We start from the raw sequence: 18,081 nt of genomic DNA, 5'->3' as shown, positions 1-18,081 counted from the left end.
GTTATGAATTGATATGTTGGTTTTGGTTGGTTTTAAAATCAAAATTAACAAAATAAAGTGTTGTTAATAAAGATAAAATCAGGTAAGTAAAAATAATATAGTTACTAATTGGGATTGTACGATTTAAACCAAACCAATCTCCATAATAGCCAATGATACAAATTACAATTCCCAATCGGATGCTTTCCCATAAAACGGCAAATTTATTTTTGTCCATTAGTTCTGTATAGCTATATATAGTTATAAAAATAAAAAAGCCATAAATGAAGATATTTGGAAGACCAATTTTGGCAATATTCTCAAACAAGTAACTTACAAATAATAATGTTATTAGCATTTGAATAACAGACCAGTAAATCAATTTTTGCGAATTCTGCGTACCATATTTTTCAAAATTAAAAACATTCTCAATTTTGTTTACAGGGTATTTTTCTTCAAAGTTTTCAGGACGCCAACCTGTTGGTTTGAACCAGATAGTCAGTTTGTCTTTCCATTTTGGCGCTCGCCACGCATCTTTTATCAATAGACTCAAATGCTGAAAGTTTATCTTAATCGGATTCCATGTATTGGCAGGTCTTGTGATTCCGAAAACAGGAGGCACATCGTCTAATTCTTCTTGGAAAGTGCCAAAAAGCTTGTCCCAAAAAATGAAAATCTGCGAATGGTTTTTGTCCAGATATTCTGGGTTAATGGCATGATGCACACGATGATGCGATGGAGTCACTAAAATGTGCTCTATAAAACCCATTTTTTTGATGTGCTTGGTATGATACCAAAATTGTAAAAATAAATGAATTGGAAGTGTAATAGCAATCACAGAAGCAGGAACGCCTAGCAAAGCAGCGGGAATCAATAAAAAAGTAAACAAATTGACCAAACTTGCAATGGGCTGGCGAAGCGCACAGGCAAGATTAAATTCTTCACTGCTATGGTGTATGGCATGTTTGTTCCAAAGAAAATTAATCTGATGAGCCAAACGATGGCTCCAATAGCCATAAAAATCAATTACAAAAAAAGCAATGCAGTAGGAGAGAACATTGGCTTCTAAATGCTGCAATGCGATTTTAGAAACCAACCATTCATAAGAAAGAAAAGTTACACTCAAGCCCAAAACATCCTTAACCGAATTGGTAATGCCAGAACTTATGCTGGATACGCTATCTATCAATGGAGCAGTATCATTCTTTTTATATATGCCGTAGATTTTTTCAATAACAATTAAAGCTAAAAAAACAGGCATTGCAATAATCAATATCTTTCCGTATTCTTCCATAAAAAGCGTATTCTATTTCGTTCAAATATATAATAAAAACGAATGCATTTTGAATTATTTGCAATTAAACAGCTAGGAATGTATTATTTATTCAAAATCTAAATACAAATTATTGAGGTTCAAAAGGATATTTTACTGGATAAAAATTTACTGTTTTTGGATTTTTTATGTTAAATCGTACGGATTCTTTAATGATTTGAAATGAGTCGTATTTTAATTCCAATTGTATTTCGTTGTCAGAATTTACAATGCCATACTTATTGTTTTTCTTTACAACAAATTCTCCTGTTCCGTAAATTTCTGTAATAGCATCATATTCTGCTGGAAGAGAGAATTAGCTGTTCACGAAGTGCATCAAATTTTGATTGGGCATTCATTGCAAAAGAGAATAAAAGAATTAGTAAAAGAAGGATATTTCTTATAATTTTGAAATACTACAAATAAAAACGCATTCTCTTCAATTCTAGTATAGAATAAAAAAGAATGCGTTTTAAAATTATTGGCTCAATTAAACAATTTCGGCGCTAAGACCAGCTTCCAAAAGTTGAGTGCATTGAGGTTTAAGTTTTTCTATCGGGCCTGTCTTTACAGTGCATTTCCCGTTGTAATGTACAATCAAAGAGCATTGCTCGGCTTGTTCTGCCGTGTGGCTGCAAACACGCATAAGAGTATCAATTACGTGATCAAAAGTATTTACATCATCATTGTAAACAATGATCTCGTTATTAAAAGCAATGGCTTCTTTTTCGCGAACTCTTTCTCTTACTTTTTCTTTAGTACTCATATTGTTATGGTTTTTGTACTGAATTGATTATCAGTATCTAATTTACATATTTTAAAGATACCCAGTTGTTTCTTTGAAGCTTTTTAACATAAGTTAAACCTTTTTCAACGCAAGAAGCATCGATAAACGGAATGTCTTCTTCGTAGAAACCGCTAAAAAGGATAATTCCTTTTGGGTTCAAAGCATCAACATACGACTGCATATCGTTCAACAAAATATTTCTGTTGATGTTGGCAATAATTAAATCGTATTTTTTACCTGCCAATAAAGCCGCATCGCCTTCATAAACGGAGATATGTTTGCAATTATTGCGTTCAGCATTTTCGATAGAATTCAAATAACACCAGTTATCAATATCAATAGCGTCGATAGGTTCAGCGCCTTTCATTTCAGCCAAAATTGCTAAAATCGCAGTTCCGCAACCCATATCCAAAGTTTTCAGACCTTTTACATTCATTTCTAGCAAATGCTGAATCATCATGTGAGTGGTTTCATGATGTCCAGTTCCAAAACTCATTTTTGGTTCGATTACGATATCAAATTCGGCATCGGTCTTTTCGTGAAAAGGAGCACGAACATGGCATTTCCCATCAACATCAATTGGTTCAAAATTCTTTTCCCATTCCTCGTTCCAGTTTACCTGATCGATTTCTTCAATGGTGTATTCAATTTTAAACTCCTCAGATTGTAGAATATAAATATCATCTAGAATATTTTCATCCCATAAATCCTTCTTCACAAAAGCCGAAATTCCGTTTTCAGTCTCTGTAAAACTTTCAAACGCTTTTTCGCCCAATTCAGCCACTAAAATTTCAGAACCCAATTCTTTTGGCTCAATTGTAAAATGATATCCTAAATATATATTCGACATAAATAAAAAATTTTTGCAAAGGTAAGAATACAAAGCAAAAGTTGTTCATAAATAAATCATATTGTTATAAATTTTAATACTAATTTTGAATAGTATTTTGTAAGTTTTTTATGATTATGAAAAATATCTTTTTTATAATGCTTTTGTTTGTTTTAAGTGCCGCAAGCTGCGAAAATGAACATGATGTTATCCGATCTTTTTGTTATTGGAAAACCGATATGTATTTTCAAGAAGCTGAAGATTCTTTGGTGAAGAAGATGGATATCAAACATATGTATGTGCGTTTTTTTGATGTAGATTATAATCCGTATTCTAAAGAACCACTGCCTGTTGCAACTATTTCGAATATTTCACTCAATAAAAGTAATCTTGAAATTACGCCGAGTATTTTTATTACTAATGAAGTAGTTTTAAAATCGGATACAAAACAGTTGGATAGTCTTGCTGCTAGAATGGCACGCCGAATTGGTCAGATTGGAAAAAGGATGAATGACAGAAAAGCAGAAAGCAATGCGTATAATATCGTTTATCCAAAAGATTATTACAAACAGAAAGATTTCAAAGCCTTAGATTACGATTCAGTAAAAAAAGCAGAATCAGACAAATTAAAAGTTGATTTTAAAGAAATTCTGATTGACTGTGACTGGACCGAAAAATCGCAGAAAAATTATTTCTATTTATTAAAGCAGATTAAAAAGCTATATCCAAATTCAAAAATTGTGGCAACAATCAGGCTTTGGCAATATAAATATGCTTCAAAAGCTGGAATTCCGCCAATTGATAAAGGTTTGCTGATGTGTTACAACATTACAAAACCAGATGATTTTCAAACTAAAAATTCTATAGGAACAAGTGAAGAATTATCGCAATATATTACACACGGCGATTACAAGCTCAAATTAGATATTGCTTTGCCATTGTACAGCTGGGCAGTTGCTTTTAGAGGAAATCAGTTTAAAGGCATTTTATCTGATTATGACCGACTGATACAAGATACCATCAAAGTAAAGAAAATTTCAGATGATAAATATGTTTTGCAAGATGATGTTTTAGTCGGGCAAACCTATCTTAGAAATGGCGATCAAATTAGAGTAGAAAAGATTTCAGAAGAAGAGATCGATAAGATGATTTCGATCATTAAAAACAAAATTAAAATTGATAATGAGACTAAAGTGACCTTTTTCTCTTTTGATAAAAAATACATCAACGATTATGGAACCGAAAATATCTCCAATTTTTATGCGCGTTTTTAGTAGTTTTCTTTTTGTTTTAAGCGTTCAGTTTACATTTGCCTGCGGATGGAGTGTTTCGCCAGAAACTAGCCGTTTAGCTTTGTTTAGAGCACAGCGCGAAGGTTTCTTTAAATTGACGCCATTCTATTATTCAGCCGATTATTATTACGCTACCAATACTGTTTCTAGTGTTGATCAGGAAAAGAATTGTCTAGAATGGAAAAAGAAATTAGGAAACAGCATTAATCCAGATGACGTTCGTAAGATTTTGTATGAAACAGATTCAGAGCAATTTCAAACGGCTTTTGAAAATAAGAGTTTAAAAAATGTATTTCCTAAAAATACTTTTGTTGATGCTTTGTTATTGTCAAAAAATAAAGCCTTTTTAAACTATATTTTGCTGGCTAAAAAACTGGAATATGGTAATGTAGAATATACAAAATGGGAATCTTGGGATCAGACAGAATACAATTATGATAATCATAATCAGTTGGAAGACACTTTTGATTTTGAAAAGAAAATAAAGTCAACTAAGGATTCATTTCTAAAACAGCGTTACGCGTTTCTAGCATTGCGTTATTATTTTTATGCACAGCAAAAGCAAGATGTTATTCAATTATACAATTCCTATTTTGCTTCCGAATCAAATACAATCCTTAAACCATGGGCATTGTATTACAATGCATTGTGTATTGACGATAAGGTTTTGCAGAATTATTTATTGAGTAAAGTTTTTAATTCCTGTGAAGAAAAATCATTTGCCGTTCTGCAGCATTACAATTGGAAATTGACTGAAGAGACTTTGACATTAGCTCAAAATGACGAAGAACGAAGTGTTATTCTAGCAATTGAAGGTCTTAGAAATCCAGCACCGGGTTTAAAATCGATTCAGGAAATTTATGAATTAAGTCCAAACAGTTTGTTTTTGAGTTTCTTGATAGGAAGAGAAGTAAATAAACTCGAAGATTGGATTTTTACACCTCAATATACAAGTGATGGAGCGCCATCAGTAGTGTTTGGTGATACTGATTGGTATAATTATGGTAAAGTAAAAGAAGAAAATTTCAATAAAGATATTCTGTATCTGAGAGAATTAGAGTATTACTTGATTTCGATTCGTGAACAAACTTCTGGCGAGCAAAAAGATTATATTACCGCTGCAATTGCTCAATTGTGTTTTATTGATGATCAGGTTGAAGAAGGAAAAAAATATACTGATTTGATTTCTAATAAAGCCAATGCTTCGATACAAATGCAGAAGAATATTCAGCTGGCATTGGTCTCATTAAAACAAGATAATTTAAAAGATGAGAAAGTTCAGAACCAGCTTTATACTTATTTTGATTCGGTCGAAAATCTAGTAGAAACCGATCACGGATTATTTAAAAATTTATACAGTTTATACCGAATTGCAAGTAGCGACTTTCGCAAAAAAGGCGACATTGTTACAGCAGGTTTGCTTTCGATGAAATCGGATATTAAAAATGATGGAGAATATTCAGGATATAGTAATTCTAGTTTCTTTAATTACATAGGATATTTTGACCGTAATGCATCTGTAAAAGATATGGATCTTTTAATGGCGTTGCAACAGAAAACAGATAAAACGCCTTTCGAAAAATATATTTGTTCTGGCACAATTGCGCCAAATGTCAATTATTATAAAGATTTAAAAGGCACAATTGCTTTTAGAAATAATAATCTCGAATTGGCTTACGAGACTTTTTCTAGTATGCCCCAGGACTTTTGGGAAAAGAACTATGAGTATAAAACATATTTAAATGAAGATCCGTTTACGCCTAAAATTCTGCAAAAACAAGAAGAGCGTAAATTCGATTATCGTTTCAATAAAACCGATTTTATAGCCAAATTAATACAGCTTAAAAGACAAAATACAGCGAACAGTAATTTACAGTTAGCTCATGCCTATTTTAATGTCTCGTATTTAGGAAACTCTTGGATGATGACCGCTTATGACTGGACTTCTGGAGCATCTTACATTGATTATGTTTATGGAGATAATACAGAAAACGAAAAGAAATACCAAAATGGCAATTATTACAACTTAAAAATGGCCAAAATGTATTATGGGAAAGCGTTAAAGATGTCTAGAAACAGCAACGAAAAAGCTATGGCCAGCTTGATGATTTTTGAATGCAATTATTACGATCATTATGCAGAATTAATTACAGAGGAAGAAGAAGCCAAAAATCCTTTTAAAGCAGGAAAGGAACTGGTGAATTTTTATTCAATTTACAAAACAACGCCAACATTTAAAAGGTATAATTGCCCTCTTTTGAAATCGTTTATTAATTAATCGAAGGTCAAAAGTCAAAGGTCAAAAGCCGAAAGTCAAAGGAGAATATAAAAAAAGCGTCCCGATGCATCGGGACGCTTTTTAATATAAGGATTTCAAAATCTAAAATCTAAAATTAGATCGCTGTAACAATAGCTAAGAAATCGTCAGCTTTTAAAGCAGCGCCTCCAATTAAACCACCATCTACGTCTGGTTTAGAGAAGATTTCTTTAGCGTTTTCTGGTTTTACAGAACCACCGTATAAAATAGAAACTTCATCAGCGATTTCAGCTCCAAAAGCTTTGCGGATAGTTTCTCTAATAAATTCGTGCATTTCTTGTGCTTGCTCTGGTGAAGCAGTTTCTCCCGTTCCGATAGCCCAAACTGGTTCGTATGCTAAAACAATTTTAGACCACGATTCTTTTGCAATATGGAAAACACCATCGCGCAATTGGTTCTCAACAATGTTGAAATGATTCCCCGACTGACGATCTTTTAATTCTTCTCCGAAACAGAAGATTACTGTCATATCATGTTTTAAAGCTGTATCTACTTTGTTTGCGATTAAAGCATCTGTTTCATGGAAAATAGCTCTACGCTCAGAGTGACCTAAGATTACGGTATTAACACCAATGCTTGTTAACATATCTGCAGAAATTTCTCCTGTAAAAGCTCCACCTTCAGCTTGGTGAACGTTTTGAGCAGAAACTCCAATAGTTGTATTTTTTAATTTTGCAGCCGCAGCTTGTAAGTTTACAAAAGTTGGAGCTACAATTACTTGTGCATTTGTTTTTGCTGGAATTTTAGCAATTAACTCATTTAATAATTCTTCAGTTTGTGCAGCATTTTTATGCATTTTCCAGTTTCCTGCAACAATCGATTTTCTCATTTTGGTAGTTTTTATTATTTTTTAATTTTTTGTTTTTTGAAGGGCGTCAAAACTGCAATTGAATTTTGACTTTGTTATTGTTTTTGAAAGATTATTTCAATCCTTTTAAAGTTTCGTCGATTTTAGCAAAGTCAGTTTCAATTGCACGATAAAGAACAATTTTTCCTGTTTTGTCAACAACGATATATCTTGGAATCCAGTCTAAATCGATCGCTTTTCCGAAAAGACCTTTCATACCGTCGTTCATCATGTAATGATCGCCTTTATTTAGCTCGTGTTTTTCTATTCCAGCTTTCCATTTGTCAGCTGTTTTATCAGCAGAAATGAATAAATAAGAAACATCAGGATTATTGGCTTGTAATTCTTTTAATTTTGGCATTGCTTTTACGCAATCGCCACACCAAGAAGCCCAAACTTCTATAACTAGAGTTTTTCCTTTATATTTTTTTAAAATCTTTTCGAAGGCAACTTGTTTGCCATTTGTGGCTAATAATTTCTCAGATAGCGCTTCTTTAGAAAAAGCTGTTTTCTGAGCTTGTGTGCAAGAAAAAGAAATAAATGCAATTACGGCTAGGACTAATTGTTTCATATTTTATTAAAATTATTTTTTATTAGGGTACTGAATTCACAAAGTTAAACAAACAAATGGAATGCCAATTGCAGATTAACAAAATTTGAAGAGTCGTTTATTTTGTAACAAAACTGCGGTTTTGGGTTAGAAAAAGAGGAATGAAATCGTAATAGTAGAGGTCAAAAATCAGATATTTTTTATGCCGAGGTTTTTTAGAATTAAAAATGAGATTGAAATTTTATTTTTCGAAAAAGATTTTAATCAAAAAAACGTCAGATTTCAACAAAAAAAGCCTTCAATAAAATCAAAATTATTGAAGACTTACTTTATGTTTTTGAATGCTTAATTCAAGTCATAATTTCCATTTGCCCATTTTTTGCTTGGAGCAATCCAATTGTCTGCCGCTTTGTACAAAAAGCCATGTTTTAGACCCGTGTTCAGTTCAATTTCTTTAAAATGCTCTATTTTGCATTTAGAAGTTTCTTTTCTTTTAATGGCAGAAACTCCGTAAATATCTGATTTTTCATAAATAGTCAAAATATTGCCGCACCAATTAATATCCGTGATTTGTTGTATATCGGTGTCCATAAAACAACCTATAAAAACAAAATTCAGATTTGGATTGGAGAGATAAGTCGAAACGTATTGAGCAATATAACCGCCTTGCGAAGTTCCAATTACCGTAATATGATTTGCAGGGACGCCTTTCTTTATAAGACTTTTGATTTGCTTTGCCATCTTCTGGGCATATTCAGCAGAGTTTGTGTTTTTCTTTCTTTTTTCACTAAAAACAATAAAATTATCCTTTCTGAATGATTCTAATATTTCGTTATATTCGGCTTTTCCATATTCAGGATGAGCTGCATTTAGATCGTTTTCTTGTACAAATTTGTTGTGAAAAAAGAAAATGTAGCGTTGGTCTTTATTGATAGTTTTTTCTTGACTAAATGTGATGTTTGAAAGAAAAATAAAGGAGAATACAAAGAGGATTTTTTGAAGTGAACTCATAAAAAGGTTTTGTTTTTTTAATTGGTTTTAACAAATATATAAACTTAATAATCACTTTAATATTTTTCTTACTTCTTTGTGGAGGAGTTTTCTCAAAAAGAAGAACGCCAATTCATTTGAATTGGCGTTCTTAAAATTTATATTTTTTTGAAATATTATAATTTCAAATCATCTACATCATTGTAATGTACTTTTTGAGCGATAGTTCCGTCATGTACAACCACAATACTTGGATTTGCTCTTTCAACTGTTTTTAAAGCAGTTCCATCGCAGAAATAGAAATCGATGTTTAGAGCATAATCTTTTTTAGCTTTAGCAATTTCTTCAGCTCCAGAAGCAGTCATTCCAATTACTTTATAACCTTTTGCTTTTGCATCAGCAGTAACTTTTGCTAATTTTTTCATTCCTTCTGGATTTGATAAATTCAAATCGTAAGTCACATAGATTAACAGTTTTGGTTCTTTTAACAATTCTTCTTTGTAGTCAGAATCATCTTTTGTCATGGTGAAATCATGAATAGGAGGAACATAACCTTCAGAAATTACTTTGTCTTTTCTGTCAACAAATACAGCACCTTCAGGAATATTCATTAAATCCTTTTCTGTAAACTCTTTATCAACACCATTTACTTTGTAGATAAAAATCATTTCTACAACCGATTTTGGAGCACCTTCTGGAATTTCCATTCCTTTCTCGATGTTTGTTCCCACTTTATACGGACGAAAATCTTTGATAGGATTATGATTGATAACCCAAACCGCCATAAATACACATAAAATAATGCTAACCAAAGTGATAATATTGGTTACCAATTTAGAAAATAAAGGTTTTACTAATTTTTTATTAATGAATAAAATCAAGATAAAGAATAGTAAAACAACATCTTTTGTAAATGATTGCCAAGGTGTTAAGTGTAAAGCATCTCCGAAACATCCACAATCTTTTACCACATCAAAATAAGCAGAGTAGAAGGTAAGGAAAGTAAAGAAAACAATTAACAGCAATAAAGCCCAAATCGTTAGTTTTGATTTATAGCCAACTAAAAGCATTACGCCCAAAACTACTTCTAAAATCACTAAAAAGATAGCCAATCCTAAAGCCAATGGCTCTAAAAACGGCATATTGAAAACTGGTTCACTAAAATATTCAGCTAGTTTATAAGAGAAACCAACAGGATCATTCAGTTTTATTAATCCGGAAATGATAAATAGGACACCGACAAATAATCGGGAGAATTGAGTAATGATGTTTTTCATGGGAATATATTTGGGATTTTTTTGCCACGAATTGCACTAATTTCCACGAATTAATTTGTGAAAATTGTTGAAATTCGTGATGAACAATTTATTTTATAGGATTTAAAATCAGTGCAAAAACAGAATAATTAATCATATCCTGATAATTAGCATCAATTCCTTCAGATACAATTGTTTTTCCTTTATTATCTTCAATCTGTTTAACGCGAAGAAGTTTCTGCAAAATCAAGTCGGTTAAAGAACTTACACGCATATCGCGCCAAGCTTCTCCGTAATCATGATTTTTGGCTTCCATTAAATCTTTGGTCAATTTTACTTTAGCATCATATAATTCAGTTGCTTTTTCAACGTCAAGATCTGGCTGATCTACAACACCCAATTCTAACTGAATCAAAGCCATAATAGAATAATTGATGATTCCGATAAATTCCCCTTTTTCATCTTCATCTACTTTACGAACCTCATTCTCTTGTAAGCTTCTGATTCGTTGTGCTTTTATGAAAATTTGATCCGTCAATGATGGCAATCTTAAAATTCTCCACGCACTGCCATAATCTTTCATTTTATTGATAAACAACGTACGGCAAACCGCGATAACATTATCAAATTCTTGGGAAGTATTCTTCATTTATATGCTGTATATTTGCTAAAATTTCTTCAAAAATAGGAATTATATTAAAGAGTTTCAAGTTTCAAGTTTTCTTTGTTTCAAGTTTTTTCTAAACAAAGTGTTAACGGAAACAACTTGAAGCTAAAAAATGTTTCAAGTTTCAGGTTTCAAGTTTCAAGTTCTGGAACTTGCACAATCTATGTCAACTTGAAACCTGAAACCTGAAATAAAAAAAAAACAATGACAATAAACTGTAAAGGCGAACTTATAGATTTATCGATTCCTAAAGTAATGGGAATTTTAAATGTTACTCCAAATTCTTTCTTTGACGGAGGAAAATATAAAAACGAAGACGAAATTATTTCTCAAGTTGATAAAATGCTTTCTGAGGGCGCGACCTTTATTGATATTGGGGCATATTCTAGTAAACCAAGCGCTGAGTTTGTAACCGAACAAGAAGAAATCGACCGAATTGTTCCAGCAATTGAATTGATTTTAAAGCATTTTCCGAAAACACTATTATCAATAGATACTTTTAGAGCTGAGGTTGCAAAAGCAAGTATAGAAAGCGGCGCGGCAATTATAAACGATATTGCTGCTGGCGAATTAGACGAAAAAATGTTTGATGTTATTGCCAAATATAATGTTCCTTACATTATGATGCACATGCGAGGCAATCCGCAGACAATGCAGAGTTTGACACAGTACGATGATATCATTAAAGAAATGCTTTTCTATTTTTCTGAAAAAGTTAAAAAAGCAAGAGCATTAGGAATCAACGATTTGATTTTAGATCCAGGTTTCGGTTTTGCTAAAACAACCGATCAGAATTATGAAGTAATGCAGAAAATGGAGCTTTTTAATTTGTTGGAATTACCTGTTTTGGCTGGTATTTCAAGAAAATCAATGATTTATAAAACGCTTGATATTACACCGCAAGAAGCTTTAAACGGAACCACTTTTTTGAATACGATTGCTTTGACAAAAGGCGCTAAGATTCTTCGTGTTCATGATGTAAAAGAAGCTGTAGAATGTGTTACTTTGTTTAATAAAATGAGTTTCGAATAATATTTAACAATTGTTTTTGTCATTCCGATGAACGAGGAATCGCACTAGTATTTCCTCAAAGTGTGTTGCCAATCTTTGTCGAGTTTCGAGTGTGATTCCTCGTTCCTCGGAATGACAAAACGTTGTATCAATTCTTTGCGTAAAAAATAAATAATTATGAAATACTTCACCATACTTGTAATTTTTCTTCTTTTTTCCTGTGGAAAAAAAGAAGACGTTCTATTGCCAAAATCAAATCTTTCAATTGTAAAAGACGTACAAGATCATTCGCCAATCTACATCTTTTTCAAAGTTGATGGAAAAGACACAATTGCCGATTTAAATAGAAAAAGTGCCATTATATCAACCAATTGGATTTTTAATATAGACAAACGCTTGCCTTTGAAATTGGTGATGCCACAGGTAATAAAAATGCAGGATAAAAAGCGCAACGAGAAAATGCATCAGAATGAAGAATCTGAAAATTATTATTCTTATGCAGATTCAGTTGGGAAAAATCTAGCATTTTTACCTTTCACGAAAGTGTTTTATAAAATGGAGAAACCTGCTCAAGGAAGTTTTGTAGTTTACTTTAAAAAAGGAAAACAACAGGTTTTTATGGGAAATCAGGAGATAAAAATATCAGAGATATTAAAATATTTCTATAGCATAAAGTTTGAGAAAGTACCAGATTTAGTGTTTTTATTTGATAAGGATATGAGTTATGAAGAATACATTCAATACAAAATTCTATTGCAGAAAGAGGTAACTTATAATCTCGATAGACTTCCAGTAGAATTTATTTTTTAGTAAGATAATTAAAAACAAAGCCTTTCTAAATTCAAGAAAGGCTTTTTAGGTTTAGAAGTTTAATAACCACCGCCTCCGCCATCGCCGCCTCCGCCAGAAGTGCCAGTTTTTGTCAGAGTACCGCTGATTTCGCCATTAGGATAAGCAGTAGTGTGTAAATTAACGTAATAATGATTAGCCATCAGCTCGGTAATTTGTGCATCAGTAATAGAACCAGATACAGATATTGGAGAGGTAGATACATTGGCATCAGGAAACGGAATAACAATTGTACCGTCTGCCGCATGTATATGACCATGTATTGGTGTTAATCCTGAAAAATTTACTTTAAGATCAAATGTTTTTGCAGTCTGATTTAATTTAAGTGTAGCACTGCCTGAAGCTGAAGAAGTTGCGCCTGTAACTGGGGTCAAATTAGCAGTAAATGTCACAATTACTGGTGTGTAATTGTCGTTGTTGTCATCGTACCCATTGGAACACGAAGTTCCAATTAAAAGCAATAGTAGGATTGCAGAAAAGTGAAATAAAGATTTCATAATTATATGCTTTTTAGGTTAGAAATAAGGTCAAAAAACTATAATTATTAAATTTTATTAAGATTTAATAAATCACTATAAATTTACGATTTTATTTTTGTTTTAAGGTTTAAAATATTGATTATTAAATTTTTATGGTTTTTAGAGACTATTGATTTCTAAATTTTAAATTTAAAGTTAAAAACAGACTTATTGATGATGATAAGGTTCATTTCGTAAAATAGTAAATCCGCGGTACAATTGTTCGATAAAAAATAAACGAACCATTTGATGTGAAAACGTCATTAATGAAAGCGAAACTTTTCCTTGTGCTTTTTTATAGACCGTTTCAGAAAATCCGTAAGGACCGCCAATTACGAAAACTAAAGTTTTGACTCCAGAATTCATTTTCTTTTGCAATTCTTCAGAGAAGCCAACGCTTGAAAAAGTTTTTCCGTTTTCATCCAATAAAATTAATTGGTCTGTTGCTGAAAGTTTAGAAAGAATCAGTTCGCCTTCTTTTTCTTTCTGCTGACTTTCAGATAAGTTTTTTACGTTTTTGATGTCTGGAATAATTTCCAATTCAAATTTGATGTAAAAAGACAAACGTTTCGTATAATCGTCTATCAAAGTTTGAAGCGATTTATTATCTGTTTTACCTATAGCTATGAGTTTGATGTTCATTTGGTTCTTTTTTTAGCCACTAATTGCACGAATTAGCACGAATTTAATTTTATTTCTTTTGCCACAGATTAAAAGAATTTCCACAGATTTTTTTAAGTGGAGAAAAAATCCTTTTAATCTGTGAAATCGGTGGCTAAAAAAACTATTTTTTATTCTCAAAAACCGTTTCAAAATGTTCTACAACTGGAAACGGTTCGTAATAATGATGTAGAATTTTTTTCCATTCCAAATACGCTTCAGAAGTTCTGAAACCTACTGTATGATCTTCAAGTGTATTCCAATCAACTAATAAAAGATATTTGTTTTCGACTTCAAGACATTTTTCTAAACGATGACCCAAATAACCCTCGATTGATGAAATGTATTGGCTTGCTTTTGCAAAATCAGCTTCAAATTTAGAGGTTAATTCTGGTTTTACATAAAGAAATGCTGCTTCTAGAATCATAATTATAGTTTTAGCAAACCCGACAGGTTTTAAAAACCTGTCGGGTTTCGTTTAGTTGTTAAATTTCGCTTCAAAAGTTTTAAAACGATTATCTAAATCTTTGATTAATTGCTTTTTTACCGATGCATCTTGAATGAAACTATAATTAATGCTGTTGTAAACGTATTTTTTGATCGTTTCGTAGTTTACATCAGGATATCTTTTCGCCAGTAAAACATATTGCTCTGTCATATTGCTTCTTAAAATCCCTGCATCGTCTGTGCTGATTACAATTGGCACATTAAATTCTTTGTAAAGTGTAAAAGGATGTCTGTTTTCTTTTACTTTCAAAATGAATTCGTTACTCGTTAAATTGATTTCAACTGGGATATTATTTTTAGACATATATTTCAATAAATCATATGAATTTGCCTCATAAGCAATATCAACTCCGTGACCGATTCTATTAGCGCCTGCAACATAAATTGCATCGTTAATATGCCACGTTAATTCTTCTGGCTGAACCAAACCTAAAGTCAATTCACCTGCGTGTAATGTATATTTTACATCTGGAAATTTAGAGTGGCAGTATTTAAACATTACCATGTGTAGCCAGTAATCTTTCATAGAATTTTCACCATGTTCAGGAGAAACGATATTTACACCTGCAGTCAATTTACTTTCGTTTGACGAAATAAAAGCAATAACCAGATTTTTGAATAAATCTACTGGTTCCATAAAGCGAAGCACAAAATTTTGATAACGCATCGTGAATTTTTCGTCGTCAATTTTTAAGTCTTTATGAAGTTTAGCTAAGAAATTAGTGTTGAAATCTTCAGCGTATTTTTTAGCCTCTTTTTTCTGAAGTGATTTATACAAGTCATCTAAAAGTTTTAGTACTGCTTTCTCATCTTTTTGAGCAGAAACCAGACGTAATTTTGTATTAAAATCTGATAAATCTGAAACATTCATATCACACGGAATTGTCGATAATTGTGTTTCGATGTAACTTACATTTTCTGCAATAGCTCTTTTTTTTAATTCTAGCATTCCTTCTGCAAAATGACCTTGAATGGTAGGCTCAAATTTCATAAAAGAATCAAAAAACTGGTCATCAGAAGGAACCGATCCGTTATAATCTTTAACTGACCAAGTTTGCATAATCTGCTGTTCGTATTGCTCTAATTTTCCTTTATTTTTAAGAGAAGAGAAATTTTCCCAATTTCCGTTTGTAGGTTTGGTTTTAGAGACTGCCATAGTTTCTAAATTTAAATAAAAGTCTTCTGCAATAGCTCTTTCTAAAAGAGGTTCTGCATAAACTGATCCTGAAAAATGGTGGTGTAAATCGCCTCCTTTAGGCATTTGTTGAAAGAAAGCTGTTAAGAGAGCTTCATTATTTCTGATTTTTTCTAAATAACTCTCAGCCGATTGAGAAAAGCCGATTTGTGCTATAAAAATACAGAAAAGCGTAATTATCCTTGTCATACATTAAGTTTAAATTACGCGCAAATATACGACTTTTCGAAGAGATTTGAAAATTGAATTTCGTTACGTTGATTTTAACCGCAAAGAACGCAAGGTTTTTTATATACTAAAACTTAATATAAACGCAAAGTTCGCAAAGCTTTATCTAAAAAAAACTTTGCGAACTTTGCGTTATTCTTTGTGTGCTTTGCGGTTAAAAAAAACTTAGAACCTTAGCATCTCAGTACCTTAGAACCTTTTATGAAAAAAGTACGTCATGTATTTCAGGAACCTTATCAAAAACGTTTTTAGCAAAAGGACAAAGCGGAATAATTTTTAAGTTGTTAGCTCTTGCATATTCTACCGAAGCCATAACTAACTTTTTGCCGACACCTTTTCCGTTAAAATCTGGACTTACTTCAGTGTGGTCAATAATGAATTTTGAATCTCCTGCCCAAGTATAAGTCATTTTTCCAGCTTCTTTTCCGTCTTCTATAGCTTCAAAATAGCCTCTTCTTGTATCGTTTATTTGTTGAATTTCCATTGTAATTATATTAGTGTGGTTTTAATTTCGATTGAATGTGTCAGTGTTTTATGAATTGGACAACTATTTGCAATCGTTTCTAATCTTTGTCTTTGCGTTTCGTCTACTTCTCCTATTACTTCAATTCTTCTAGTAAATGAGGTGCAATTTCGCTCTGAATCTCTTTCAAAATCAATTTTAATATTGATTTCTTCAACGTTCCATTGTTTGCGATTAATGTACATTCGTAAAGTAATTAAGGTGCAAGAAGCCAAAGATGAAGCCAAAAGTTCTGTTGGATTCAGTCCTAAATTTTTGCCTCCCAATTGCTGAGGTTCATCAGAAATTAGTACGTTTCCGCTGGCTGAGGTAATTTCCGTTCGATACAAACGTGTATCTATTTTTGCTGAAATTGTATCCATAATTATTTAATTCTTGGTTCAGGCAATGGTACAAATTCGGTTTCGCCAGGAACTTTTGGGAAAGTTTGGTTTGTCCAATCAATTTTAGCTTTTTCGATGAGGTTTTTGTCTGATGAAACGAAGTTCCAAAAGATAAAATGCTCTTCAGGAAATGGCTGTCCGCCAAAAAGATAAACCGTAGAGTTTTCAGAAATTTCAAATTCGCAAAGAGAAGCTTCAGTTGTAATTAAAATCTGTTTCGGATCGTAAACATGTTCGCCATTTTTTATACTTCCTTCTAAGATATATAAACCGCTTTCGCCAAATAAATGGTGTCCAATATTGATTTTCTTAGCTTCTTTGCTTTTAATTTCAATAAAATAAAGTGGACTATAAACAGGAACTGGAGATTTTCTGCCAAAAGCTTCACCTGCAATTAATTTGTATGAAACGCCATCTTCTTCCCAAGCTGGAATATCATCTGCTTCAACATGCGTAAAATTAGGTTCCATTTGCTCCAATTCTTTTGGAAGTGCCACCCAAATCTGTAATCCGTGAAGCATCTTATCTGTATGTCTTAAATATTCTGGGGTTCTTTCAGAATGTACGATTCCTTTTCCAGCGGTCATCCAGTTCACAGCGCCTGGTTTTATTTCTAGTTCAGTCCCTAAACTGTCGCGATGCATGATGCTTCCTTCAAACAAAAAAGTTAGCGTTGAAAGACCGATGTGCGGATGCGGAGGAACATCCATATTTTCATGGTCACTTAAATGCGCAGGTCCCATATGGTCGATAAATACAAATGGCCCAACGGCTCTTTTTTCACGGAAAGGCAATAAACGGCCTACTAAAAAGTTGCCAATATTGGCAGCACGTTCTTCGATAATTAAACTGATATTTGACATGTGTTGTTATTTGATTTGAAAACAAAATTACAGTAGTTGTGTTTGTCTGTAACTTAATTTAGATTAAGAAAAGTTGTTTTTTTTTTTTGAATTATAAAAATAAGAAATCCGTTGAAGTTATTTTTGTAATGCAGATTAAATTTGGATACATTTGAAAAAAAACGCAGATGCATAGAAATAGATAGTATCTTATTTTCGCAAAAATAGTAACTAACAATAAGGACTTTGGATTCAAGATATAAATGAAAATATTAAAAAAAATAACTGGTGTGATAATTTTAATATTCACAGTTTTACTTTGCTTTCCTGCTTTTTATGCATTTCCAATACAATTTGAAAACTGTAAAAAGAAATTTGAAACTGGAGTTGTTGGTGCTCCAGGGTATGCGATTGGATTTCTCACTTGCTTAGTGTTTTATTTTCTTATTACATACTTCTTGATAAAGTTGAGTTTGAAACTAATTAGACAGAGAAAAAATAACATTGCATCAATTGATGAAATTGGTTTGAAAGAATAA

The 18,081-nt window shown here is 32.1% G+C and carries 20 protein-coding genes; 5 read left to right on the top strand and 15 right to left on the bottom strand.

What is annotated here, in order from left to right:
- Position 1: 1 nt before the first annotated feature.
- The 3 genes from DM397_RS07740 to prmA all read right to left on the bottom strand — a co-directional run bounded on the left by DM397_RS07740 (position 2) and on the right by prmA (position 2,928).
- The gene (locus DM397_RS07740; protein ID WP_111376980.1) at positions 2-1,273 is read right to left on the bottom strand and encodes a sterol desaturase family protein; all 1,272 of its coding nucleotides are present in this window, start codon (positions 1,271-1,273) and stop codon (positions 2-4) included.
- A 508-nt stretch (positions 1,274-1,781) separates the two neighbouring features.
- Positions 1,782-2,057 carry an ATP-dependent Clp protease adaptor ClpS gene (locus DM397_RS07735; protein WP_111376979.1) on the bottom strand — a complete coding sequence of 92 codons (276 nt, stop codon included), beginning with the start codon at positions 2,055-2,057 and terminating at the stop codon, positions 1,782-1,784.
- Between the two features lie 37 nt (positions 2,058-2,094).
- Positions 2,095-2,928 carry a 50S ribosomal protein L11 methyltransferase gene (gene prmA / locus DM397_RS07730; RefSeq protein WP_111376978.1) on the bottom strand — a complete coding sequence of 278 codons (834 nt, stop codon included), beginning with the start codon at positions 2,926-2,928 and terminating at the stop codon, positions 2,095-2,097.
- 116 nt (positions 2,929-3,044) lie between these two features.
- Between prmA and DM397_RS07725 the strand changes: the two genes are divergently transcribed.
- Together DM397_RS07725 and DM397_RS07720 are read left to right on the top strand one after the other, a co-directional pair.
- The gene (locus DM397_RS07725) at positions 3,045-4,181 is read left to right on the top strand and encodes a hypothetical protein (protein ID WP_111377090.1); all 1,137 of its coding nucleotides are present in this window, start codon (positions 3,045-3,047) and stop codon (positions 4,179-4,181) included.
- On the top strand, positions 4,141-6,477 hold the full coding sequence (locus DM397_RS07720; RefSeq protein ID WP_111376977.1) for a hypothetical protein: 2,337 nt from the start codon (positions 4,141-4,143) through the stop codon (positions 6,475-6,477). The genes DM397_RS07725 and DM397_RS07720 overlap by 41 nt, the downstream gene beginning before the upstream one ends.
- A 115-nt stretch (positions 6,478-6,592) precedes the next feature.
- On the opposite strand, the gene tpiA is transcribed toward DM397_RS07720, so the two are convergent.
- From tpiA to DM397_RS07695, 5 genes are all read right to left on the bottom strand, one after another.
- The gene (tpiA, locus tag DM397_RS07715) at positions 6,593-7,345 is read right to left on the bottom strand and encodes a triose-phosphate isomerase (protein ID WP_012025485.1); all 753 of its coding nucleotides are present in this window, start codon (positions 7,343-7,345) and stop codon (positions 6,593-6,595) included.
- Between the two features lie 91 nt (positions 7,346-7,436).
- Complete coding sequence (locus DM397_RS07710; protein ID WP_111376976.1) at positions 7,437-7,934, bottom strand: TlpA family protein disulfide reductase; 498 nt, start codon at positions 7,932-7,934, stop codon at positions 7,437-7,439.
- A 324-nt stretch (positions 7,935-8,258) separates the two neighbouring features.
- On the bottom strand, positions 8,259-8,924 hold the full coding sequence (locus tag DM397_RS07705) for a YqiA/YcfP family alpha/beta fold hydrolase (RefSeq protein WP_111376975.1): 666 nt from the start codon (positions 8,922-8,924) through the stop codon (positions 8,259-8,261).
- A 155-nt stretch (positions 8,925-9,079) separates the two neighbouring features.
- The gene (locus DM397_RS07700) at positions 9,080-10,180 is read right to left on the bottom strand and encodes a BT_3928 family protein (RefSeq protein ID WP_111376974.1); all 1,101 of its coding nucleotides are present in this window, start codon (positions 10,178-10,180) and stop codon (positions 9,080-9,082) included.
- Positions 10,181-10,268: 88 nt separating this feature from the next.
- A complete protein-coding gene (locus tag DM397_RS07695; protein ID WP_008462999.1) occupies positions 10,269-10,808 on the bottom strand; it encodes a DUF1599 domain-containing protein in 540 nt (179 codons plus the stop codon).
- Between the two features lie 222 nt (positions 10,809-11,030).
- Here DM397_RS07695 and folP point away from each other — a divergent pair, with 222 nt between their 5' ends.
- A complete protein-coding gene (gene folP, locus DM397_RS07690) occupies positions 11,031-11,858 on the top strand; it encodes a dihydropteroate synthase (protein ID WP_111376973.1) in 828 nt (275 codons plus the stop codon).
- 156 nt (positions 11,859-12,014) lie between these two features.
- Positions 12,015-12,647 carry a hypothetical protein gene (locus DM397_RS07685; protein WP_111376972.1) on the top strand — a complete coding sequence of 211 codons (633 nt, stop codon included), beginning with the start codon at positions 12,015-12,017 and terminating at the stop codon, positions 12,645-12,647.
- A 59-nt stretch (positions 12,648-12,706) separates the two neighbouring features.
- Here DM397_RS07685 and DM397_RS07680 read toward each other — a convergent pair whose 3' ends face one another.
- The 7 genes from DM397_RS07680 to DM397_RS07650 all read right to left on the bottom strand — a co-directional run bounded on the left by DM397_RS07680 (position 12,707) and on the right by DM397_RS07650 (position 17,563).
- Entirely contained in the window at positions 12,707-13,183 is a 477-nt protein-coding gene (locus tag DM397_RS07680) for a CHRD domain-containing protein (RefSeq protein ID WP_111376971.1), read from the bottom strand.
- 189 nt (positions 13,184-13,372) lie between these two features.
- Positions 13,373-13,846, bottom strand: coding sequence for a 23S rRNA (pseudouridine(1915)-N(3))-methyltransferase RlmH (gene rlmH / locus DM397_RS07675; RefSeq protein WP_111283719.1), 474 nt, complete (start codon positions 13,844-13,846; stop codon positions 13,373-13,375).
- 142 nt (positions 13,847-13,988) lie between these two features.
- Positions 13,989-14,291, bottom strand: coding sequence for an antibiotic biosynthesis monooxygenase family protein (locus DM397_RS07670; protein ID WP_111376970.1), 303 nt, complete (start codon positions 14,289-14,291; stop codon positions 13,989-13,991).
- Positions 14,292-14,342: 51 nt separating this feature from the next.
- Positions 14,343-15,755, bottom strand: a complete 1,413-nt coding sequence (locus DM397_RS07665) for an amidohydrolase family protein (RefSeq protein ID WP_111376969.1) — start codon at positions 15,753-15,755, stop codon at positions 14,343-14,345.
- Positions 15,756-15,993: 238 nt separating this feature from the next.
- Positions 15,994-16,278, bottom strand: a complete 285-nt coding sequence (locus DM397_RS07660; protein WP_111376968.1) for a GNAT family N-acetyltransferase — start codon at positions 16,276-16,278, stop codon at positions 15,994-15,996.
- A 5-nt stretch (positions 16,279-16,283) separates the two neighbouring features.
- Complete coding sequence (locus tag DM397_RS07655) at positions 16,284-16,679, bottom strand: OsmC family protein (protein WP_111376967.1); 396 nt, start codon at positions 16,677-16,679, stop codon at positions 16,284-16,286.
- Positions 16,680-16,681: 2 nt separating this feature from the next.
- Entirely contained in the window at positions 16,682-17,563 is an 882-nt protein-coding gene (locus DM397_RS07650) for a pirin family protein (RefSeq protein ID WP_111376966.1), read from the bottom strand.
- Between the two features lie 242 nt (positions 17,564-17,805).
- On the opposite strand from DM397_RS07650, the gene DM397_RS07645 reads away from it, so the two are divergent.
- On the top strand, positions 17,806-18,081 hold the full coding sequence (locus DM397_RS07645) for a hypothetical protein (RefSeq protein ID WP_111376965.1): 276 nt from the start codon (positions 17,806-17,808) through the stop codon (positions 18,079-18,081).

The sequence above is a fragment of the Flavobacterium nitrogenifigens genome (assembly GCF_003254565.1).
GTDB classification, from domain to species: domain Bacteria; phylum Bacteroidota; class Bacteroidia; order Flavobacteriales; family Flavobacteriaceae; genus Flavobacterium; species Flavobacterium nitrogenifigens.
This window is presented reverse-complemented; position numbering and strand designations above follow the sequence as displayed.